25 protein-coding genes are annotated in these 18666 nt (G+C 62.5%); 17 read left to right on the plus strand and 8 right to left on the minus strand.

The annotated features are described in order from the left end of the window. Positions 1 to 3 precede the first annotated feature (3 nt). From HUK73_RS12990 to HUK73_RS13005, 4 genes are all read right to left on the minus strand, one after another. Entirely contained in the window at positions 4 to 1299 is a 1296-nt protein-coding gene (locus HUK73_RS12990) for an OmpP1/FadL family transporter (protein WP_176592270.1), read from the minus strand. A gap of 411 nt (positions 1300 to 1710) precedes the next feature. Beyond that, entirely contained in the window at positions 1711 to 3093 is a 1383-nt protein-coding gene (pgmG, locus tag HUK73_RS12995) for a phosphoglucomutase/phosphomannomutase PgmG (RefSeq protein ID WP_176592271.1), read from the minus strand. A 20-nt stretch (positions 3094 to 3113) separates the two neighbouring features. Next, a complete protein-coding gene (locus HUK73_RS13000) occupies positions 3114 to 3551 on the minus strand; it encodes a molecular chaperone DnaJ (RefSeq protein WP_176592272.1) in 438 nt (145 codons plus the stop codon). Continuing rightward, a complete protein-coding gene (locus HUK73_RS13005) occupies positions 3551 to 4357 on the minus strand; it encodes a division plane positioning ATPase MipZ (protein ID WP_176592273.1) in 807 nt (268 codons plus the stop codon). Before HUK73_RS13005 ends, HUK73_RS13000 begins: the two co-directional genes overlap by 1 nt. Positions 4358 to 4466: 109 nt before the next feature. Here HUK73_RS13005 and panC point away from each other — a divergent pair, with 109 nt between their 5' ends. Further along, positions 4467 to 5312: a pantoate--beta-alanine ligase gene (gene panC / locus HUK73_RS13010; RefSeq protein WP_176592274.1), complete on the plus strand. Its 846-nt coding sequence runs from the start codon at positions 4467 to 4469 to the stop codon at positions 5310 to 5312. A gap of 43 nt (positions 5313 to 5355) precedes the next feature. Here the strand turns inward: panC and HUK73_RS13015 are convergent, their stop codons facing one another. Together HUK73_RS13015 and hemE are read right to left on the minus strand one after the other, a co-directional pair. Then, a complete protein-coding gene (locus HUK73_RS13015) occupies positions 5356 to 5796 on the minus strand; it encodes a CopD family protein (protein WP_176592275.1) in 441 nt (146 codons plus the stop codon). Next, a complete protein-coding gene (hemE, locus tag HUK73_RS13020; protein WP_176592276.1) occupies positions 5796 to 6860 on the minus strand; it encodes a uroporphyrinogen decarboxylase in 1065 nt (354 codons plus the stop codon). Before hemE ends, HUK73_RS13015 begins: the two co-directional genes overlap by 1 nt. Positions 6861 to 7166: 306 nt before the next feature. Here hemE and HUK73_RS13025 point away from each other — a divergent pair, with 306 nt between their 5' ends. The 11 genes from HUK73_RS13025 to HUK73_RS13075 all read left to right on the plus strand — a co-directional run bounded on the left by HUK73_RS13025 (position 7167) and on the right by HUK73_RS13075 (position 14237). Then, positions 7167 to 7988 (plus strand): pyruvate, water dikinase regulatory protein, encoded by an 822-nt coding sequence (locus HUK73_RS13025; RefSeq protein ID WP_176592277.1) that lies wholly within the window; start codon positions 7167 to 7169, stop codon positions 7986 to 7988. A 3-nt stretch (positions 7989 to 7991) separates the two neighbouring features. Further along, complete coding sequence (locus tag HUK73_RS13030; protein WP_176592278.1) at positions 7992 to 8597, plus strand: nucleoside triphosphate pyrophosphatase; 606 nt, start codon at positions 7992 to 7994, stop codon at positions 8595 to 8597. Then, a complete protein-coding gene (gene aroE / locus HUK73_RS13035; RefSeq protein WP_176592279.1) occupies positions 8594 to 9415 on the plus strand; it encodes a shikimate dehydrogenase in 822 nt (273 codons plus the stop codon). Before HUK73_RS13030 ends, aroE begins: the two co-directional genes overlap by 4 nt. Before the next feature lie 6 nt (positions 9416 to 9421). Next, a complete protein-coding gene (coaE, locus tag HUK73_RS13040; RefSeq protein WP_176592280.1) occupies positions 9422 to 10015 on the plus strand; it encodes a dephospho-CoA kinase in 594 nt (197 codons plus the stop codon). Positions 10016 to 10048: 33 nt separating this feature from the next. After that, positions 10049 to 10741, plus strand: coding sequence for a DNA polymerase III subunit epsilon (gene dnaQ, locus HUK73_RS13045; RefSeq protein WP_176592281.1), 693 nt, complete (start codon positions 10049 to 10051; stop codon positions 10739 to 10741). A gap of 88 nt (positions 10742 to 10829) precedes the next feature. Next, positions 10830 to 11426 (plus strand): ribosome hibernation-promoting factor, HPF/YfiA family, encoded by a 597-nt coding sequence (gene hpf / locus HUK73_RS13050; protein WP_176592282.1) that lies wholly within the window; start codon positions 10830 to 10832, stop codon positions 11424 to 11426. A gap of 120 nt (positions 11427 to 11546) precedes the next feature. After that, on the plus strand, positions 11547 to 12014 hold the full coding sequence (locus HUK73_RS13055; RefSeq protein ID WP_176592283.1) for a PTS sugar transporter subunit IIA: 468 nt from the start codon (positions 11547 to 11549) through the stop codon (positions 12012 to 12014). Further along, on the plus strand, positions 11974 to 12471 hold the full coding sequence (locus HUK73_RS13060) for a PaaI family thioesterase (protein ID WP_176592284.1): 498 nt from the start codon (positions 11974 to 11976) through the stop codon (positions 12469 to 12471). The genes HUK73_RS13055 and HUK73_RS13060 overlap by 41 nt, the downstream gene beginning before the upstream one ends. Beyond that, complete coding sequence (locus HUK73_RS13065; protein WP_255326275.1) at positions 12461 to 12814, plus strand: DUF1491 family protein; 354 nt, start codon at positions 12461 to 12463, stop codon at positions 12812 to 12814. The genes HUK73_RS13060 and HUK73_RS13065 overlap by 11 nt, the downstream gene beginning before the upstream one ends. 177 nt (positions 12815 to 12991) lie before the next feature. Beyond that, positions 12992 to 13639, plus strand: coding sequence for a cell wall hydrolase (locus HUK73_RS13070; RefSeq protein ID WP_176592285.1), 648 nt, complete (start codon positions 12992 to 12994; stop codon positions 13637 to 13639). 106 nt (positions 13640 to 13745) lie between these two features. Then, positions 13746 to 14237: an MmcB family DNA repair protein gene (locus tag HUK73_RS13075; protein ID WP_176592286.1), complete on the plus strand. Its 492-nt coding sequence runs from the start codon at positions 13746 to 13748 to the stop codon at positions 14235 to 14237. Between the two features lie 47 nt (positions 14238 to 14284). Here the strand turns inward: HUK73_RS13075 and HUK73_RS13080 are convergent, their stop codons facing one another. Further along, complete coding sequence (locus HUK73_RS13080; RefSeq protein ID WP_176592956.1) at positions 14285 to 14884, minus strand: ankyrin repeat domain-containing protein; 600 nt, start codon at positions 14882 to 14884, stop codon at positions 14285 to 14287. A gap of 72 nt (positions 14885 to 14956) precedes the next feature. Here HUK73_RS13080 and HUK73_RS13085 point away from each other — a divergent pair, with 72 nt between their 5' ends. From HUK73_RS13085 to HUK73_RS13100, 4 genes are read left to right on the plus strand one after another with little or no spacing between them, the layout of a single operon-like run. Further along, the gene (locus HUK73_RS13085; RefSeq protein WP_176592287.1) at positions 14957 to 15610 is read left to right on the plus strand and encodes an SCO family protein; all 654 of its coding nucleotides are present in this window, start codon (positions 14957 to 14959) and stop codon (positions 15608 to 15610) included. Between the two features lie 3 nt (positions 15611 to 15613). Continuing rightward, the gene (locus tag HUK73_RS13090; RefSeq protein ID WP_176592288.1) at positions 15614 to 16039 is read left to right on the plus strand and encodes a YcgN family cysteine cluster protein; all 426 of its coding nucleotides are present in this window, start codon (positions 15614 to 15616) and stop codon (positions 16037 to 16039) included. Beyond that, on the plus strand, positions 16020 to 16730 hold the full coding sequence (locus tag HUK73_RS13095; protein WP_176592289.1) for a M48 family metallopeptidase: 711 nt from the start codon (positions 16020 to 16022) through the stop codon (positions 16728 to 16730). The genes HUK73_RS13090 and HUK73_RS13095 overlap by 20 nt, the downstream gene beginning before the upstream one ends. 3 nt (positions 16731 to 16733) lie before the next feature. Further along, positions 16734 to 16994: a hypothetical protein gene (locus HUK73_RS13100; RefSeq protein WP_176592290.1), complete on the plus strand. Its 261-nt coding sequence runs from the start codon at positions 16734 to 16736 to the stop codon at positions 16992 to 16994. Here HUK73_RS13100 and HUK73_RS13105 read toward each other — a convergent pair. Beyond that, positions 16991 to 17827: a rhodanese-related sulfurtransferase gene (locus HUK73_RS13105; protein ID WP_176592291.1), complete on the minus strand. Its 837-nt coding sequence runs from the start codon at positions 17825 to 17827 to the stop codon at positions 16991 to 16993. The genes HUK73_RS13100 and HUK73_RS13105 overlap by 4 nt on opposite strands. Positions 17828 to 17891: 64 nt before the next feature. On the opposite strand from HUK73_RS13105, the gene pdeM reads away from it, so the two are divergent. Then, positions 17892 to 18557, plus strand: a complete 666-nt coding sequence (pdeM, locus tag HUK73_RS13110; protein ID WP_176592292.1) for a ligase-associated DNA damage response endonuclease PdeM — start codon at positions 17892 to 17894, stop codon at positions 18555 to 18557. The last annotated feature ends 109 nt before the right edge of the window (positions 18558 to 18666 follow it).

Here is an 18666-nt window from a genome sequence, read left to right on the forward strand (position 1 = left end):
AAGTTAGAAGCGCGCCGTCAGCGATGCGGCGACCTGATCCGCATTGCCGCTGGTCTGCGACAAGGTGGTCGCAGTGATCAGGCCTCCATAATAGGCGTCGGGGCGGATGATATTCGCCTTTTCCACGAAAGTATGCGCGTAGCTGACATTGAGGGCGAAGGCGGGCGAGATGTTGTAGGTCGCGCCGCCCGTCAGCCAGGCACGGTCGCCATCGGGCACGCGCGTCGTCAGATGCTGCGGATTGGTCGGCGTACGGTCGAACATCGTGCCGGCGCGGAGAGTCAGCGCCGGGCTGACATCATATTCGCCGCCCAGACTGACGCTGTAGCTGTCCTTGTAATCCAGTTCCTTGTTGTTGGTGCCCGTCGCGGTGGTGATGGCGATGCCCTTGAACTTCGACCAATTATACCAGCGGGCGCTGATCATCGCGCGCAGCTTGGGCGTCATGCGGTGCATGAAGCCGACCGTGACGATATCGGGCAGGTCGAGCGGCGCGGTGGCATCCGTAGTGCCGTTGAAAGCCGCCAGCTGAAGCTGCAGGCCCGAAACGGTCTGCGTGCCCTTCAGATGATGCTTGATGCCCGAGCGATAGGAAATGCCGACATTGGTGTCGCCATTGGTGTAGAACAGGCCCGCATTCCAGCCGACCGTCCAGTCATCACCCTTCACCCTGGCAAGACCATCAGTGGGAATGAGCGGTGACAGCTGGGGCAGGGCGTTGGTCAGCGTGACCTTCACATATTGCACGTCGACGCCGCCGCCGATCGAGAAATTGTCGTTCAGCTTATAGGCCGCGCTGGACTGAATATTATAGGTTTTGAGGTTGGTGTAGAGCGAGTCATAGCGCCCGAAGAAACCGTCATCATAATCCAGCTTCAGGCCAAAGGGCGCGTTGACGCCCAGGCCAAGCCAGAGGCGGTCGTTGACCTGACCCGTCAGATAGAAGCTGGGGATCGGGATCACCTTGTCGAACGGATTGCCGCCCGAATTGCCGGTCACCGGAAATGTGCCGGGCAGAGTGGGATAGGTGCGTTTGCTGCCACGATTGGTCTGATGGGCGGAGGCCATCAGGGCGCTGCCGCCGATCGAGGTCTGGATGCCGGACAGGTTGGTCATCGCGGCGGGATTGAAGAAGATGGCCGATGGATCATCCGCCGCGGCACCCGCACCCGCCAGCGCGCGGCCGGTTTCTATGGGCGATTGTTCCTGAAGGTAGAAGCCGCCAGCCAGAGCTGGCGCCGGTACCGCCATGACCCCCGATAGCAAGAGACTGGCAATGACGGGACGACGCAAGGGCATGGTAATTCCTCTCCTGAATTCAACTATCAGCACGACTTTTCACCGTGAAACGGTCCCCTGAAGGTCGTGATGCTATAAGCAATATGATTAATTTAGCGTTCGAAAAGCCCTAATTTTCGCGGCTTTGCGCTTTGTGATGACCCTGTTGCCGGAACGACGCTACGGCAGGAAGCGAAAATCGGCGATCGCGGCAGGGCAAAAAAAAAAGCCGCCCCGAGGGACGGCTTAAAGTTTTTAGGAGAGGATGCCTGAAAGGCCCGTTCCTTTTGCGAGGCGGCGACATTTTCCGCAAATGCGAAAAACGGAAGCTCGATTGCATTTCATGCAACCGTCATTCTTTTGTCCGCTTTCCGTAACGGAAATAATTTCCTGTTTTTCGACAAGCCATCGATTTTTGACCCGCCAAACCCATCATGAATAGGCAGTTGCGGGCCGAATCACCCCTGAATCAGCCAAGTGCGAATCAATTTCCGCAATCAACTGCGCGAGTCCCTGTTTATCGCTGGCCTCGGCTCGCACGACCAGAACGTCCTGGGTATTGGAGGCGCGCAGCAGCCACCAGCCGTCCGCCGTCCTGACTCGCAGGCCATCGGTTTCGTCGACCTCCACCCCCGCTTCATGGAGCCGGACGCGCACTTCCTCGATCACCGCGAATTTCCGGCTTTCTTCCACGGGAAAACGGATTTCCGGGGTGTTGGCCATGTCTGGCATCTCCTCCCGCAGGGCCGTCACGCTGCGTCCTAAGCGGGTAAGACCACGGATCAGGCGGACAGCGGCATAAAGAGCGTCGTCGAAGCCGTAATAGTCGTCCGCAAAGCAGATATGGCCGGTCATCTCCCCGCCGAGCGGCGCGGCAATTTCCTTCATTTTGGACTTGATGAGGCTATGGCCGGTCTTCCACATCAACGGCCGCCCACCCAGCGCCGATATGCGGTCGAACAGGGCCTGACTCGCCTTCACATCCCCGATAATCACGGCGTCAGGCCGGTCTTTCAAAACCAGTTCGGCAAAGATGCCGAGCAACTGATCCCCCCAGATCACCCGACCCTTGCCGTCGACCACGCCGATCCGGTCGCCGTCACCATCGAAGGCCACTCCAAAATCGAGCTTCTTCGAAAGGACAAGCGCTTTCAGATCGGCCAGATTCTTCTCGACTGTGGGATCGGGGTGATGATGGGGAAAATGGCCGTCTATCTGGGTGAACAGCACATGATGCTCGCCCGGCAGGAGTTTGACGAGCTTGTCCACCACCGGACCAGCAGCGCCATTGCCCGCGTCCCAGCCAATACGCCAGGCTGCGCCATCGAACCCTTCGACCAGACGGGCGACATAGCGGTCCATGATGGCGACGGTTTCGACCTTTCCCGCGCCTTCGCTCCAGCCGCCAGCCGCCGCCATGGCACTCAGATTCGCGATCGCCTCGCCAAAAAAGGCGTTGTGCTGAAGCACCAGCTTGAAGCCATTATGATCGGCGGGATTATGACTGCCGGTTATCTGAATGCCGCCGTCCACATCGAGCACCGCTTCAGCATAATAAAGCATGGGAGTAGGGCCGATTCCTATGCGGACAGCGTCCGTACCGGAGTCCTGAAGACCCTTCACCACGGCCTCTTCCAGCGCAGGGGAACTCAGTCGCCCATCATAGCCGACCGCGACCCTTGACCCACCGGACTGCCTGACGATCGTGCCGAAGCTCCGGCCGAGCGCATAGCCGTCCGCTTCGGTCAGCGTCCGGCCGACCACGCCCCGAATGTCATATTCGCGCAGGATCGTGGGATGAAAGCGGTGGGCCATGACATCCTCTCCTTCCAACCTCAGTTGCGCTGCGCCAGGTCCCCGATCAGCAGGTCGCGGGCCGCGTTGATCTGGGCCGCCAGCGCTTCTGTACCACCCTTGTCGGGATGAACCGAGGCAATCAGGCGGCGATGTGCGGCGCGAATCGCGCGGGCATCGGAATCCGGCCCGACGCCCAGCAGCTTGCGCGCATCGATGATGGCCTGAGACGAAATGGTCTGGGAGGCAGGCTTGCCCGATCTGGTCTTTTTCCGGCCCGGCTGGCTTTTGGCGAAGAAGAAGAGGGTGGCGCCCACCAGCAGCGGCGCGCCGATCAGCGGCTTGCCCTTGGCCGCCATCACCGCACCGACCAGAGCGGCGCCCAGCGCCATGCCGTCCCTTCCACTCATGCGTTGCAGTCGTCCCGTCCAGATCAGCCAGCCGGCAAGGCCGACCAGCAAGAGGGCAAACAGACCCATCAGGCCGCGCCGAGCATATCCAATGACGCGACTTCATTGCGGGCGGGCAGGGCGAGGCCCGACACCATTTCGCGCAGTTCCTGCCGTGCGGCGATATGGCTGACGCCCAGTTCGCCCAGATGCCCCTTGTCCAGCAGAGTCAGGCCCGAAGGGAAGAGTTCGCGGAAGATCACGCGTTCCGAAAGACCCGGAATCACGCGGAACCCGACGCGGCGGGAGAGTTCGGACAATGCATCGCCCACGCGCTTCTTGTTGCGGGCATCATGATGCTGGACGCGGTTGCGCAGGACGACCCAGTCGATGGTCACGCCATCGGCCTTGGCGCGGGTCTTGCGCGCCTCGAAAATCAGTTCGGAATAGAAGGACAGGCGCTTCACCTTGAAGGTTTCCGCGTCCACCTGACCGATCAGGTCGAAATCGACGAAACTGTCGTTCATCGGCGTCACCAGCGTATTGGCGCGGGCGGCCATGTGACGGGCATAATCATCGTCGCGGCCGGGCGTATCGACCACCAGAAAATCCTTGTCCTGCGCCATGGCGGCGGCCTGCTCCTCCAGCGCCTCGACGCTGTCGCCCTTGAACACCGCGAATTCCGGCGTCGGCAGATCGATGTCACGGCGCTTCGCGGTTTCCGTGCGATTTTCCATATAGCGGGTGATGGTGCGCTGGCGCGGATCAAGGTCGATCATGCCGACGCGATGGCCTAGGACCGTCAGCGCGATGGCCGTGTGCACGGCGGTCGTCGATTTTCCGGTCCCGCCTTTCTCATTGGCAAAGACGATATGGTGCGTTTGGGCGTTCGCCATCGGACCTTGATAACCCCGTTGATTGTCGCATTGTCAGTTGACCGTTCCGGCCGGCCGTGCCTTAGCAGGATGTACCCCTGTTGATGCCCTTATCGGAGCCTATCCTGTCGTGCAAACCCTCCGTGATCTGCCTTCTCTCCGTGCCGCCGTCGAAGCGCTGAAAAGCGACGGAAAACCGTTGGCTCTGGTGCCCACCATGGGCGCGCTGCATGACGGGCATATGGCGCTGGTCGAGGAAGCGCGGCGTCATGCGGGGCATGTGGCGGTGTCGATCTTCGTCAACCCCCGCCAGTTCGGGGTGAACGAGGATCTCGATGCCTATCCCCGGCGCGAGGCCAAGGATGCCCAGATGTTGCAGGCGGCCGGAGTCGACATTCTCTGGGCGCCCACGGTCGACGTCATGTATCCGACGGGCTATGCCACCAATATCTCGCTGTCCGGAGTGACCGAGGGGCTGGATGGTGCGGCGCGGCCGGGACATTTCGATGGCGTGGCGACGGTGGTGACGAAGCTGTTCAATCAGGTCCGGCCCGATGTCGCCCTCTTCGGGGAGAAGGATTATCAGCAGCTCGCCGTGATCCGGCAGATGGTGAAGGATCTGGACGTGCCGATCGAGATCATCGGCGTGCCGACCCAACGGGCCGAGGATGGCTTGGCCCTGTCATCCCGTAACGCCTATCTGACCGAGGAGGAGCGCAAGGATGCGCTCGGCCTGCCGCGCGCTCTGGGCGAGGCGGCGCGGCAGATGGAGAAAGGCGCGACGGTAGACGCCGCCATCGCCAAGGCGATTGCCATGCTGGAGACGCATGGCTTCGATCCGATCGACTATGTGACGCTGTGCGACGCAGTGACTCTGGAGCCGATGACGGCGCTGGATCGCCCGGCCCGGCTGCTGGGCGCGGCGAAGCTCGGCCGGACGCGGCTGATCGACAATATTCCGGTCGATCCGGCCTGATTGTTGCGGAAAGTCATCCCGGCTTGCGCTGGGATGACAGGCCTCAAAATGGTTTCACGATCACCGCGATCACGATGACGGCCGCGGCGATTCCGGGAATCTCATTGAGCAGGCGCAATTGCTTTTCGCTGAGCGGCCGCTGCCCCCTGGCGAGCTTCTTCGTGTAACCGGCGATCCAGCCATGATAGCCGGAAAGCCCCAGCACGAAGAGCAGCTTCAGGTGGAACCAGCCGAAATGCCAGGCGCCAATCTCCACCATCAGCATCAGGCCAAAGACCCAGACAAGGACAATGGAAGGGTTGAGGATGATCTTGAGCAGCCGCCTTTCGCGGTCGATCCATTTTTTATCCTCTTCCGATCCCACCGGGCATTGCTGGTGATAGACGAAGAAGCGCGGCATCATGAACAGACCCGCCATCAGGAAGATGACGAAGATGACATGCGCGGCTTTGACCCACAAATAGGCTGCTCCCAGATAAGGCATCAGGCCGTCTCCCGACGTCGCACATAATGAAGCAGCGCTTCGACATGCTCGATCGGCGTGTCGGGCAATATGCCGTGGCCAAGGTTGAAGATATGCGGCCGCCCGGCAAAGGCGGTGCGGATGTTGTCGACGGCCTCTTCCACCGCCTTGCCGCCGGCGATCAAGGCCAGCGGGTCCAGATTGCCCTGAACCGGCAAGCCTTCCGGCAGCATGCGATTGGCCCAGTGCGGATCGACCGTTTCATCGACGCCGACAGCATCGACGCCCGTGCCGACCGCATAATCGGCCAGTTTCGCGCCCGCCCCCTTGGGGAATCCGATGACCGGAATCTCCGGGTGGAGGAGCTTTAATTTCTCCACGATGCGTTTGTTGGGTTGAATCACCCAGCGCTCGAACTCCAGCGGGGCGAGGCTGCCTGCCCAGCTGTCGAAGAGTTGCACCGCTTCCACTCCCGCCGCGATCTGGCCGCACAGATAGACGACGGTGGCATCGATGATCGCATCGATGATCGCGGCGAAGCGTTCGGGCTGCTGATAGGCGAGGCGGCGGGCTGCGCCCTGATCCTTGCTGCCCTGACCCGCCACCATATAGGTTGCGATCGTCCAGGGGCTGCCTGCAAAGCCCAGGAAGGTCACTTGGGGGTCGAGGGCGGCCTTGACCTGCCGGACTGTCTCATAGACCGCCTCAAAGCGGCTGAAATCGGGTTTAAGGGCCTCCAGCGGCGTCTCGGACAGGATCGGGGCCAGACGCGGGCCTTCCCCGGTCTCGAACCAGAGATCCTGGCCCATGGCATAGGGCACGATCAATATGTCTGAAAAGAGGATCGCGCCGTCGAAGCCGAAGCGGCGCAAGGGTTGAAGAGTCACCTCCGCCGCTGTCGCGCTGTCATAGACCAGTTCCAGGAATCCGCCCTTTTCCGCCCTTAATGCGCGATATTCGGGGAGATAACGGCCGGCCTGGCGCATGAGCCACATAGGCGGCACATCGGGGCATGCACCCTTCAGGACCGAAAGAAGCGGCTTGGCGTGAGGCCCGTTGGAAAGGCCGGCATCTGATCCCGTCATAAACTCTCTTATATTTAGATTCTTAGAAGGTAGTGGAGATTGTAGGGCGCTTGGCAGCGGGGTTTATGCGCTGTGCCCGGATTTGCCAACAACTTGACTCCTTGGGGCGGCCGATTCCGATCCGAGTCAGTCTGCTTATCCCCGTTATCCACAGGCTGTGGGTGGAAAAATCCATCTGTTGGCGGGCTGTGGACAAGATTCCCGGAATCGAGGATGGCAATAAGTGCCTGATTTTGCCCGCAACCTATCCCTTGATTTATCCACAGCCTCCCCACAGAGATATTCGGCCCTGAAGAGAAACCAGAAATGTCGCGCATCCATCTTCACCTGCTTTCGGACTCCACCGGCGAAACCCTGGAAAATATCGCCAAGGCGGCGATCGGTGCGTTCGAAAATGTCGAGGCGGTACGCCATTTCTGGCCGATGGTGCGCTCTGATATTCATCTCGACCGGATCATGGAGGAGATTGCCGCCAATCCGGGACTGGTGCTGTTCACCCTGTCCAACCACCAGTTGCGGCGGCGGCTGGAGACGCGCTGCCGGGCGCTGGGTCTGCCGCATGTGGCGGCGCTGGACAGCGTGACCGATGCGCTGTCCAACATATTGGGGCAGGAGACGCGCAACCGTCCGGGCCGCAAGCATATTCTAGACGAGGCCTATTTCGCGCGGATCGAGGCGATCCAGTTCACCATCGCCCATGACGATGGCGTGGGTCATGAAAATTGGGAGGAGGCCGATATCGTCCTGGCCGGCGTGTCGCGTGCGTCCAAGACGCCGACCTCCATCTATCTTGCCAATCGCGGCTACAAGACCGCGAACATCCCGCTGGTGGTGCAATCGCCGCCGCCGCGCAGCCTGTATTCGCTCCACCATCCGATGGTGGTGGGGTTGACGGTCAGTCCGGAGCGGCTGGTGCAGATTCGGCGCAATCGCCTGCTGTCTTTGAATCAGGCGCCGGAAACCAGCTATGTCGATCTGGAAAAGGTGCAGGAGGAACTGGCCTTTGCCCGGCGCATGTTCGCCGACAATGGCTGGCCGGTGATCGACATGACCCGCCGTTCGATCGAGGAAGCGGCGGCGGCCATCATCAATCTGTTCAACGACCGCGTTCTGGCGGAGGGAAGTTAAGTCATGCTAAAAACCCCGATCGTGCTGGCATCGCAAAGCGCGAGCCGCCGGGCGCTGCTGAGTGCGGCGCAGGTGCCGTTCGAGGCGCTGTCGCCGCAGGTGGACGAGGAAGCGGCCAAGGAAGCATTGCGCGCCGATGGCCTTGATGCGCGCAAGCTGGCCGATGCGCTGGCGGAACTCAAGGCGCTGCGCGTGTCGCGGCGGGTGCCGGGCGGGCTGGTGTTGGGCTGCGACCAGACATTGAGTCTGGAAGACGGCGCGATGATCGACAAGGCCGTCGACCGGGCGGACGCAGAGCGGATATTGAAGCTGCTCTCGGGCCGGGTGCATTATCTGCACAGCGCGGCGGTGATGGCGCTGAATGGCGAGCCGATCTGGCGGCATATCGAACGGGTGCGGATGACGGTTCGGCCCTTGTCCGATGCCTTCATCGCCCAATATCTCGACAGTGATTGGGAGGAATGCCGCTGGTGCGTCGGCTGTTACCGGATCGAAGGGCCGGGTGCGCAGCTTTTCAACCGGATCGAGGGCAGCCAGTTCGCGATTCAGGGTCTTCCCCTGCTGCCTTTGCTTGACTTCCTGCGGATAAGGGGCGTTCTGACAGCATGACCGACAAGCTCCCCTATGCAGAAGTGATCGGCGATCCGATCGCGCACAGCAAATCGCCGCTGATTCACAATTTCTGGCTCGATGCGCTGGGGATCGAGGCGGAATATAAGAAGACGCATGTGACCAGCGAGGGTCTGTCCGCCTATTTCCTCGCGCGCCGGGCCGATCCTGACTGGCTGGGCTGCAATGTCACCATTCCGCACAAGATCGCGGTGATGGACTATACCGACGATCCGGGCGGCGTGCGGGAACGGATCGGGGCGATGAACACCATTGCCAGCGAAACCGGCGGGCCGCTGATCGGCACCAATACCGATGCGGGTGGATTCCTCCAGCCGCTGCTGCGCGACAAATGGAAAGGACAGAGCGCGGTACTGGTCGGGGCGGGCGGTGCGGCGCGGGCGATCTTGTTCGCGCTGACCAGCCTGGGCGTGTCGGACATCAACATCATGGTGCGCGATGCGGCCAAGGGACAGGCGCTGCTCGACCGGGCAGGGGTCGAAGGGCGGGTCATCGGCATGGGCGATACGCTGCCCCAGGCCGATCTGCTGGTGAACAGCAGTTCGCTGGGCATGGTTGGACAGCCTGACTTGGATATCGATCTTGCGCCGCTGGCCAAGGACGCCATCGTCTACGACATCGTCTATGCGCCGCTCGAAACAACATTGCTCAAGGCGGCGCGGGCGAGGGGCCTCAAGACTCTCGACGGTCTGGAAATGCTGATCGGGCAGGCGGCGCTGGCCTTCGATATTTTCTTCGATGCCGAAGCTCCGCGTGAGCGGGACGAGGAATTGCGCGCTTTGCTGCTCGCGGCCTGAATCGCCATGAAGATTTATGGCCTCACCGGCTCCATCGGCATGGGCAAGTCCGCCGTCGCCGCGATGTTGCGGCGCGAAGGCGTGCCGCTGTTCGATGCCGATGCCGAGGTGCATCGCCTGCAAGGGCCGGGCGGCGCGCTGCTTCCTGCTATCGAGGCGCGCTTTCCCGGCACGACCGGGCCGCAGGGCGTCGACCGGGTGAAACTGGGCGCGGCGGTGTTCGGCCATCCGCAGGAATTGAAGGCGCTGGAAAGGATCGTCCATCCCGCGGTCCATGCGGCGCGGGCCGAATTTCTCCGCCGGAATCGGTCGCGCGCCTTTGTCGTGCTCGACATTCCGTTGCTGTTCGAGGGGCGGGGGGAGCGCAAGCTGGACGGTGTGATCGTCGTCAGCGCTCCAGCCTGGAAGCAGCGCAAGCGCGTGCTGGCGCGCCCGCGCATGACGGCGGCCAAATTCCGCCAGATTGTCAATCTGCAAACTCCCGACGCTGAAAAGCGGCGGCGTGCGGATTATATCGTCCATACGGGAACGACCTTCGCCGGGACTCGCAGCCAGGTTCGCCGCTTGGTCGCTTGCCTTGGCGCGAAGACAGGTCGATAAGGTACAGTCCGGCAAGAGTCGTTGAAGAGGGCGATGCGCGAGATTATTTTCGACACCGAAACGACTGGATTCGACCCCGCCTCGGGCGATCGCCTGGTCGAAATCGGGTGCATTGAACTCATTAATCGGGTGCCGTCAGGCCGTACCTTCCACGCTTATTATAATCCACAGCGGTCGATGCCCGCCGCGGCCGAAGCTGTGCACGGGCTGTCGGACATTTTCCTGAAGGACAAGCCGCTCTTTTCGCATGGTGTCGAGGAGCTTCTGGCCTTTCTGGAGGACAGCCATCTGGTCGCGCACAATGCGCGTTTCGACTTTGGCTTCCTGAATCATGAACTGAAGCTCTGCGGTCTGGCTGAAGTGTCGATGGATCGGATGATCGACACCGTCGCCATCGCCCGTCAGCTTCATCCAGGCGCCAAGCACAGCCTGGACGCCCTTTGCACCCGCTACGGCATCGACCGCAGCCATCGCATCAAGCATGGCGCCTTGCTCGACGCCGAATTGCTGGCCCAGCTTTACATCGAACTGACCGGCGGCCGTCAGATCGGCCTTGGTCTTGCACAGGAGGAAGAGAAACAAGGATTTGGGGCGGAACTCACGGCGCAAGTCGCGGTTCGCCCTGTACGTCCCGCGCGCGTCTTCACGGCCAGCGCGGAGGAGTTGGAGCGGCACGCAGCGTTCGTCGCGACGCTGGACAAGCCGCTCTGGTTCGAGGAGGCCTGAAACAGCCGTTTTCCCAAAACGGTCAGCCTTCAGGCCCCATGCCAGCCGGATCGTCGTCCGCGGTCCGGGCAGAACAAGGAGAAGGCATATGGATATTCGTGTTTCCGGGCATCAGGTCGAAACGGGTGACGCGCTCAAGGAGCATGTCTGGACCCGGCTGGAGGCCATGGCCGAGAAATATTTTTCCCGAACCCTTTCCGCCCAGGTCACCTTTCGGCCAGCGCCGCACGGGGCCTTCCATTGCGACATCGTCTGCCATGTCATGACCGGCCTGATCCTGAAAGGGGCGGGGGAGGCGCAGGAGGCGCATCCTGCCTTCGAACAGGCGGCCGAGCGGATCGAAAAGCAACTGCGCCGTTATCTGCGCCGGCTGAAGGACCGCAGCGCGCAGGCCGCAGCTGCCGAAGCGCAACGGGCCAATGGCTATGGCCTCGAAGAGCTGGATGGGGCGGGTTACACCATTTTTGCGTCGATCGACGATGAGGAGGAACCGGCTGAAGCTCCGCTGATCGTGGCGGAAACCCGGGTGGACATTCCCGAGGCCAGCGTGTCGGACGCGGTCATGATGCTGGACCTGCGCAACACCAACGCGCTGCTGTTCGTCAATGCGGGCACGTCCGCCTATAATATGGTCTATCGTCGTCATGACGGGACCATCGGCTGGGTCGAACCTCGGCTTGGCTGACACCGCTTCCCGGGCCGCCGGTTGACCTTGGTCAGCGGGCGGCCTATGGGGCCGGACTTTAAAGATCCGGGCATTGCGTCATTTTTTCCGAAGCTGGGCGCGGCTCGGCTGGGATTTGGCATGGTTCATTTCAACGATATCGTCGCGCCGGACGCACTGGCCACTGGCCTTTCGGTGAACGGCAAGAAGCAGTTATTTCAGAAAGTTGCGGCTCTGGCGGCAAAGGCCTATGGCCTGAACGCCGATCTGGTGGCCGACGCGCTGCTGGAACGCGAGAAGCTGGGTTCGACCGGATTCGGCGGCGGCGTTGCGATTCCCCATGCGAAGATTCCCGACCTTCAGAAAATGTGCGGCGTGGTCGTTCTGCTCGATCCGGCCGTGCCCTTCGACGCGGTGGATGAGGCGCCGGTCGATATCGTCTTCGCCCTGCTGTCCCCGGTCGATTCCGGGGCCGAGCATCTGAAGACGCTGGCCCGCGTGTCCCGCTATCTGCGCGACGAAGGACAGGTTGTCCGCCTGCGCGGCGCCAAGTCGACGGCGGCGCTCCATGCCCTGCTTGCCGGTGGCGAGGCGCGTGACGCGGCTTGAGGCCGGTTCCTCGCCCAGCGGCGAGGCGGCGCATTTCCGGGCATTGGAGAATCTCTATCGGTCCGCGCCGATCAACCGCCTGTTCCGGTCGGAACTCACCATCACCGAGGAAGGCCGGTCGGTCATCCATTTCGATGTGGATGAGACGCAGTTCCATGCCGCCGGCGCGGTCCATGGCACCGTTTATTTCAAGATGCTGGACGATGCGGCCTTCTACGCCGCGAACAGCCTGGTCAATGATCGGTTCCTGCTGACCACCAGCTTCAACCTGCTCTTCACCCGCCCGATCGGGCCGGGCCGGATCCGCGCCGAGGGGCGGTGGATCAGCGGCAAGCGGCGCGTCTATGTGGCCGAGGCCAGCCTGATCGATGAGGAGGGGGAAGAAGTCGGGCGCGGCACCGGCACCTTCATGCGCTCGCAATTCCCGCTATCCTCGCTGCCGGGCTATGCCGCCTGACTCACTGAGCACGCCCCGGCTGACCAGCGCGATGCTGGTCGGCATATTGGTACGGCGCAGCGCGGCCGAAGGCGGTTTTGCGACGATACTGGTCAAAGGCGATGAGATCAGTGGCGTCATTCTGGTTCAAGCGCTTGAAAAAGGGCGGGAACTGGGATTGTATGAGCGTGTTTTCGACTTTGCGGGCAGTTATCGCATGGTGCGATGCGGCCCGGACCCGAATGAGGGTGCGGAAGCGCTCTCCCAATATCTGGCGCGTCGCCGCCGTTCGGACCCCGATCTGTGGGTTATCGAGCTTGATATCGTGGATGCGCAACGGTTCGCCGCTGAAACGATCTGTTGATCGTTGACTCATTTTCCACGCGCGGGCACAGGCCTTCGACGCTTTCAACGCGCAGGTTGCCAGTTTCGTCCATGGGGGGCGGATGCAGGTAAACACGCAGACGGGGGGCGGCCGGACGTCGTGTTGATTTGGGGTATTTGACGTTCCCGGCCAAGAACCGCACGATTTTGAGCTGTAATGAGTTTTCGTCTGAAAGCTGCGATCATCGCGGCATTTGCCCTTTCCGCCACTGCGGCGGTTACTGCGGCCGACAGGTCGAGCGCCAGTGAGGCTGCTCCGTCGGTCACGTCCCTTCCGGGGACTTCGGAGTTCGCAGCTCCCTCGGCCGGTTCGAAGCCCGCCGTCAATTTCGCCGCGCCGCGCGAAGTCGCGCAGCCGCTGGCTCCTCTTTCCAACAGCGACGATGTGAAGGCCGACAACCTGGCCGCTCTCGTGGACGCGCAGGGCGTGCCCGAGGATGTGGAAGGTGACATGAAGTGCCTGGCCGGCGCTGTCTATTTCGAATCCAAGGGCGAAAGCCTGGAAGGTCAGCTGGCTGTTGCCCGCGTTATCATCAACCGCGCCAATTCGGGTCGTTTCGCTGACAGCCTGTGCGGCGTGGTGTACCAGCCGGGTCAGTTCAGTTTCGTCCGCGGCGGCAGCATGCCGTCGATCCACATGTCGAGCCACAGCTGGCGCGAAGCCGTCGCCATCGCCCAGATCGCGATGGACGACAGCTGGAACAGCAAGGCCGAGGGTGCGCTCTATTTCCACGCTCGCCGCGTTTCGCCGGGCTGGGGCAAGCGTCAGCTCGCCGCCATCGACAATCATATCTTCTATCGCTGAGATACGCTTTTCACGCCTGGCGTGAAGGGGGTGAAGCAGGGTCGGTTCGGGATTATCCTGAATCGGCCCTTTCTTTTTGTTTCCTATTTGTTCTAAAGTCGCGATCATGACTTCAGATATCGATAGCTGCTCGCCCTTGACCGACGGTACAGCGCTGGCGGTGGCGCGGGGAACGCTGCGCCTTTTCTTCCGCCACGACATGAGCGGGATTTTGGAAGTGCCGCTGCCCAATGGCCGCCGCGCCGACATCATGGCGCTGGATGGGGCCGGGCGCATCACCATCGTTGAAATCAAATGCAGCCGCGCCGACCTGTTGGGTGACATGAAATGGCCGGATTATTTCGACTATTGCGACCGGTATTTCTGGGCGGTGCCGTCCGGTTTCGACCTGTCGCTGTTTGACAGCGAGGCGCTATGGCCGGGCCGGACCGGGCTGATCGTGGCGGATCAATATGATGCGGAATTGGTGCGGCCGGCGCCGATGGAGCCACTGGCTGCGGCGCGGCGCAAGGCGGAAACGCTGCGCTTCGCCCGGCGTGCAGCGCGACGGCTGACGGCGCTGGCGGACCCGGATCATGCAGCGGAACTGGGGTGGTGATGGAAAGCGCGCTGCGTTTCATCCAACGCAGCGTGCCCTAAGGGAAATCAGAACACCGGGCCCTGCACCGGTCCTTTCGGCGCGGCGGTGCTTTTCGCCGCGTTCAGCGCTTCGACGAGACCCGGTGTACGGCCGTCACGCTCGGCATAATCCCGCGCGGACATGCCCGCGATGGTGTCGCGCTTGTCGGGGTTGGCGCCCTGCGCCACGAGCAGGCGGACCAGACCGACATCCCGCAATTGCACCGCGCGGATCAGGGGAGTCTCGCCGCTGCCATTGGGCTTGTCCACCTGCGCATTATAGGTGAGCAGGCTGCGCACCCCTTCCTCGAACCGGGCCTGCACCGCGTCCATCAGCGGCGTGTTGCCGTTGTTGTCGGTCAGGTTCGGATTGGCGCCCTTGGCCAGCAGGAAGGTCAGCCAGCTATTGTCACGCTTGGCCACGACCAGGTGCAGGGCGGTGTCGCCCGTGCTCACGTCGCGGCTGTTGATGACGGTGGAGCCGGGCTTCTGGATCATGTCGGTCACTTTCTGCCCGTCGGCATCCTTGACCGCCTTCAGAAAGTTGTAATTGTCCGAAAATTGCGCCTGCGCCGCGACCGGTGCAAGCAGCGCCAATGCCAGAGCGGCGGCACGGCCAACGCCCATCCAAGCCGGAAAACGTCCTGTCATAATCTTCAAAAGCCCCGTTGGGATTTGCAAATCGGGCCATAGCAGGGCATGGCTGGCGGCGCCATGAACAAAGCGCTGATTTCGCTCGCCCTGCCGCTGACTGCCCTGCTGGCGGCTTGTAATATGGGGACGGGGGGCAATGCATCAAGCGGGGAAAGCATCCCCGGCGATCTGCACGGAGCGGCGATCGGCGGGCCCTTTACCCTGACCGATCAGGACGGGAAGAAGGTCCGCTGGGAGGATTTCAAGGGCAAATACCGGATGGTCTATTTCGGCTATACCTATTGCCCCGATGTCTGCCCGGTCGATTTGCAGCGGATCATGCAGGGTTTTTCGAAGTTCGAGAAGGACAGGCCCACGCTGGCGGCCAAGGTCCAGCCGATCTTCATCAGCGTCGATCCGGACCGGGATACGCCCGCGGTGTTGAAAACCTATGTCGCGGCTTTCCATCCCCGGCTGATCGGGCTGACCGGCACGCCGGATGAGATCGCCAAGGTGGCAAAGGATTTCGTCGTGCTCTACAATAAGGAAGAGACGAAAGGCGCGAGCGGCTATCTGGTCAGCCACAGCCGGACGCCCTATCTCTTCGGGGCCGATGGCGCGCCGGTTGCGCTGGTGCCGGTGGACGATCCGGGGACGCCGGATGTGGATGAGGGCGATCCCGCCAAGGTGACCGCCTTCCTCGAAAAATGGGTGAAGTGACGGTTGGACTTCTGGGAAAAACCCCTCGACAAGCTGGACCGCGCCGAATGGGAAGCGCTGTGCGACGGTTGCGGCAAATGCTGCCTGCACAAGGCTGAGGATGAGGATACGGGGCATATCTACCCCACCAATGTCGCTTGCCGGCTGCTCGACCGGCATAGCGGACAGTGCACCAACTATAAGGAGCGCCGCCGCTTCGTACCCGATTGCGTGCGCCTGACGCCCGCCAAGGTGAAGACGATCGGCTGGCTGCCGCGCACCTGCGCCTATCGGCTGCGGGGCGAGGGGCAACCGCTGCCGGAATGGCATTATCTGATCTGCGGCGACCGGGAAGCCGTGCATCGGGCACAGGAGTCCGTGCGCGGCTGGACCGTGGCCGAAGCCGATGCCGGGGACTGGGAAAACCATCTTGTCGACAGAGAAATCTGACGCCGTCCTGGTTGTCGACGGCGTTGCCGTTCCGGTGCGGATACGCCGGTCGGCGCGGGCGAAGGCCTATCGGCTGTCGCTGGATCATGCGCGGGGGGAGTTGCGTCTCTCGCTGCCGACGCGGGCGAATCTGACACGGGCGCTCGGTTGGGTGCAGGAGCATGAGGGCTGGGTCCGCTCGCAAATGGCGCGGCAACCGGCGCAGGTGATGCTTGACGACGGCGCCGTCTTTCCGCTGGAGGGGCGGGAGGTGCGCATCTGCTGGGTCGATGGCGCTTCGCGCACGATCCGGCTGGAGGGCGATCGGCTTCTGCTGGGCGGTGCGGCGGAATCGGTGGGGCCGCGTGTGGTGCGTTGGCTGAAAATGCGGGCGAAGGCGGTGCTGGAGACCGAGAGTCATGAGATGGCGCGCGACAATGGGCTGATCGTGGCGTCGGTCGGCATTGGCGATCCGCGCAGCCGCTGGGCGAGCTGCGCTTCCAGCGGCGCGATCCGCTATAGCTGGCGGCTGATCCTTTGCCCGCCGGAGGTGCGCCGGGCGACTGTGGCGCATGAACTGGCGCATTTGCTGCATATGGACCACAGCCCGGCCTTTCACGCGGCGCACAAGCGGATTTTGGGGGAAGATCCCAAACCCGCGCGGGCGTGGCTGCGCGCCCATGGAACGGCGCTGCATCGTTTTGCGGGCTGAGATATGGGCAGGAAAAAGCGCTATCTGACGGCGACGATGCCGGATGGTTATGTGAAGACCATCGGCCCGACGGCCGATCCCTTCACCCATTATTGGCGGATCGTCGCCGAGCTGGAAAATGGCAAGACCGAGATATTCTGGGGTCATACGCGGTCGCTGGCCGAAGCGAAGAAGAAACGGACCGCTGCGGAGGAAGGCGCCCGGATGCGCGGCTGGAAAAGCTATGCGTTCGAGATTGCGGAACTGGTCGAGATGCCCGTTTAACCTTGCTTCCTGTGCGGCCAGACGCCCGACCCGTCAGCGGGACAGTGGTGGACGGCGTCGCGCGGATGCGGCAGGCCGCAGGCGCGGCAGGTGAGATAGTCGCCCGCTTTCAGCCCATGGCCCACGGCCACCCGCTCATCGAAGACATAGCAATCGCCCTGCCAGCGGCTGTCCGCTTCGGGCATTTCCTCCAGATAGCGCAGGATGCCGCCGCGCAGATGATAGACCTCTTCAAATCCGCGTGAACGGACCAGTGCGGTCGATTTCTCGCACCTTATGCCGCCGGTGCAGAACATGGCGATGCGCGGCTCGCGCCCCTCTTCGCGCAGTTTGTCGGCAAAATCGTCGAACCAAGCGGGGAAATCGCGGAAGGAGCGGGTGCCGGGATCGATCGCGCCCTGGAAGCTGCCGACCGACACTTCATAGGCATTGCGCGTGTCGATGATCACCGTGTCGGGATCGGCGATCAGTTCGTTCCATGCGGCGGGATCGAGATAGGCGCCGGCCTGGTTCGCCGGATCGAGATCGCCTGCGCCCATGGTCACGATTTCTGCCTTCACCTTCACCTTCATCCGGGCGAAGGGGGCTTCATCGCTCTGGGCATATTTGACGTCGAGATCGGCGCAGCCGGGCAGGGTGCGGATATGTGTCAACAGGGCCGCAATGCCCGCCTCGCTCCCGGCGACCGTGCCGTTTATCCCTTCGCCCGCGACGATCAGCGTGCCGCAGGTGCCAAGGTCAGCGCAGAGCTGGCGCAGGTCGCGCGCGATCGCGTCGGGGTCTGGGAAGGGAGCAAAGCGGTAGAGCGCGGCAATGGTGAAGGGTTGGGCCATGCGCGCCCCATAGCCTGTTGCCGCTCCTCTTGAAAGCGGGGAGCCAAGGGCGCATAGCCTCGCCATGGTTCCCCTTTCGTTCGCAGGTCACGAGTTTCTGGCATTGCCCGAGGCGGCCTTGTTCTGGCCGGCGCAGGGCGCGCTGCTGGTGGCGGACCTGCATTTCGAAAAGGCGAGCTGGTATGCGCGCTTCGGCCAGTTCCTGCCGCCGCATGACAGCCGGGCGACGCTGGATATGATCGAGGCGCTGGTCGAGCGGACCGGCGCGCGGGCGGTCTGGTCGTTGGGGGACAGTTTTCACGATGCCGATGGCGCGGCGCGGCTGGACCCGCAGGCAAGGGCGCGGCTGGAGGCCCTGACCGATCGGCTGGATTGGGTGTGGATCACTGGCAATCATGACGTCGCTTTGGCGGAAACCCCGGGGGGCAGGCGTTGCACGGACATGCCGGTCGATGGCATCTGGCTGCGGCATGAGGCTGATCCGGTTGATTTCCGGCCGGAAATTTCGGGTCATTTCCATCCCAAGCTCCGCCTGTCGTTGCGCGGGCGACATGTATCGCGGCGTTGCTTTGTCGGATCGCGGACCAAGCTCATCCTTCCGGCGCTGGGGGCGCTGACGGGCGGACTGGATGCGGGACATGGGGAGATCCGGCGGATCATGGGACCGGACGCCATGGCATTGGTGCCGGTCGCGGACCGATTGCTGCGTTTTCCGCTCAATCCGAAATGACCTTAGGGAAACGCTAATTTAAGCTGTTCCTGCTAGGCATTAAATACCGGAAAATGCAGGGCTATCTTGCCTTTGTGACGCCATGTCCGCATGATCCGGGAACATCCGA

It is taken from the genome of Sphingobium sp. EM0848 (assembly GCF_013375555.1).
Taxonomy (GTDB): domain Bacteria; phylum Pseudomonadota; class Alphaproteobacteria; order Sphingomonadales; family Sphingomonadaceae; genus Sphingobium.

Coding starts and splice junctions, on each gene's coding strand:
- HUK73_RS12990 (WP_176592270.1), bottom strand. CDS start 1,299: ATGCCCTTGCGTCGTCCCGTCATTGCCAGTCTCTTGCTATCGGGGGTC.
- pgmG (WP_176592271.1), bottom strand. CDS start 3,093: ATGGCCCACCGCTTTCATCCCACGATCCTGCGCGAATATGACATTCGG.
- HUK73_RS13000 (WP_176592272.1), bottom strand. CDS start 3,551: ATGGGTCTGTTTGCCCTCTTGCTGGTCGGCCTTGCCGGCTGGCTGATC.
- HUK73_RS13005 (WP_176592273.1), bottom strand. CDS start 4,357: ATGGCGAACGCCCAAACGCACCATATCGTCTTTGCCAATGAGAAAGGC.
- HUK73_RS13015 (WP_176592275.1), bottom strand. CDS start 5,796: ATGCCTTATCTGGGAGCAGCCTATTTGTGGGTCAAAGCCGCGCATGTC.
- hemE (WP_176592276.1), bottom strand. CDS start 6,860: ATGACGGGATCAGATGCCGGCCTTTCCAACGGGCCTCACGCCAAGCCG.
- HUK73_RS13025 (WP_176592277.1), top strand. CDS start 7,167: ATGTCGCGCATCCATCTTCACCTGCTTTCGGACTCCACCGGCGAAACC.
- HUK73_RS13030 (WP_176592278.1), top strand. CDS start 7,992: ATGCTAAAAACCCCGATCGTGCTGGCATCGCAAAGCGCGAGCCGCCGG.
- aroE (WP_176592279.1), top strand. CDS start 8,594: ATGACCGACAAGCTCCCCTATGCAGAAGTGATCGGCGATCCGATCGCG.
- coaE (WP_176592280.1), top strand. CDS start 9,422: ATGAAGATTTATGGCCTCACCGGCTCCATCGGCATGGGCAAGTCCGCC.
- dnaQ (WP_176592281.1), top strand. CDS start 10,049: ATGCGCGAGATTATTTTCGACACCGAAACGACTGGATTCGACCCCGCC.
- hpf (WP_176592282.1), top strand. CDS start 10,830: ATGGATATTCGTGTTTCCGGGCATCAGGTCGAAACGGGTGACGCGCTC.
- HUK73_RS13055 (WP_176592283.1), top strand. CDS start 11,547: ATGGTTCATTTCAACGATATCGTCGCGCCGGACGCACTGGCCACTGGC.
- HUK73_RS13060 (WP_176592284.1), top strand. CDS start 11,974: ATGCCCTGCTTGCCGGTGGCGAGGCGCGTGACGCGGCTTGAGGCCGGT.
- HUK73_RS13065 (WP_255326275.1), top strand. CDS start 12,461: ATGCCGCCTGACTCACTGAGCACGCCCCGGCTGACCAGCGCGATGCTG.
- HUK73_RS13070 (WP_176592285.1), top strand. CDS start 12,992: ATGAGTTTTCGTCTGAAAGCTGCGATCATCGCGGCATTTGCCCTTTCC.
- HUK73_RS13075 (WP_176592286.1), top strand. CDS start 13,746: ATGACTTCAGATATCGATAGCTGCTCGCCCTTGACCGACGGTACAGCG.
- HUK73_RS13080 (WP_176592956.1), bottom strand. CDS start 14,884: ATGGGCGTTGGCCGTGCCGCCGCTCTGGCATTGGCGCTGCTTGCACCG.
- HUK73_RS13085 (WP_176592287.1), top strand. CDS start 14,957: ATGGCTGGCGGCGCCATGAACAAAGCGCTGATTTCGCTCGCCCTGCCG.
- HUK73_RS13100 (WP_176592290.1), top strand. CDS start 16,734: ATGGGCAGGAAAAAGCGCTATCTGACGGCGACGATGCCGGATGGTTAT.
- HUK73_RS13105 (WP_176592291.1), bottom strand. CDS start 17,827: ATGGCCCAACCCTTCACCATTGCCGCGCTCTACCGCTTTGCTCCCTTC.
- pdeM (WP_176592292.1), top strand. CDS start 17,892: ATGGTTCCCCTTTCGTTCGCAGGTCACGAGTTTCTGGCATTGCCCGAG.